Raw genomic sequence first — 461 nt, forward strand, 5'->3', positions numbered from 1 at the left:
TGATCCGATTTAAATCGATTACTCCTAATCCAGCTGGTGGCATTGAGTGGCTTGCGAACCACCTTACTGAGTTAGGCTTTAGTACAGAGCAATTTAGTTCTAATAATGTGACAAACTTAATTGCAAAAATAACCTTTGGGGCAGGCCCCGTGGTGGCATTTTCTGGGCATATTGATGTGGTACCCGCAACGCAAGGTGGCTGGTTAGCCGATCCGTTTGGTGGACACATAATTAACGATGCAATTTATGGGCGTGGTGCCGCCGATATGAAAGGAGGCATTGCCGCGATGCTTAGTGCAACGCAGACGTTAATAAACAGCGCGCAGCAAAAGCAGGGAACATTATTTTGGCTGATCACCTCAGATGAAGAAGGTGAGGCGGAGCATGGCTCTGTGCTGATTGCCAAGCGATTAGCACAACAGGGCGTTGTGCTTGATGGCTGTATTGTTGGTGAGCCAAAC

Annotated in this window: 1 protein-coding gene; it reads left to right on the forward strand. The window is 47.9% G+C overall.

Going from position 1 to position 461, the window contains the following annotated elements; all coding sequences use genetic code 11:
* On the forward strand, positions 1–461 hold a 461-nt coding region (locus tag CWB76_RS19350; RefSeq protein ID WP_138609734.1), incomplete at both ends, for a M20/M25/M40 family metallo-hydrolase.

This window comes from Pseudoalteromonas sp. S1609 (assembly GCF_005887255.1).
Classification (GTDB): domain Bacteria; phylum Pseudomonadota; class Gammaproteobacteria; order Enterobacterales; family Alteromonadaceae; genus Pseudoalteromonas.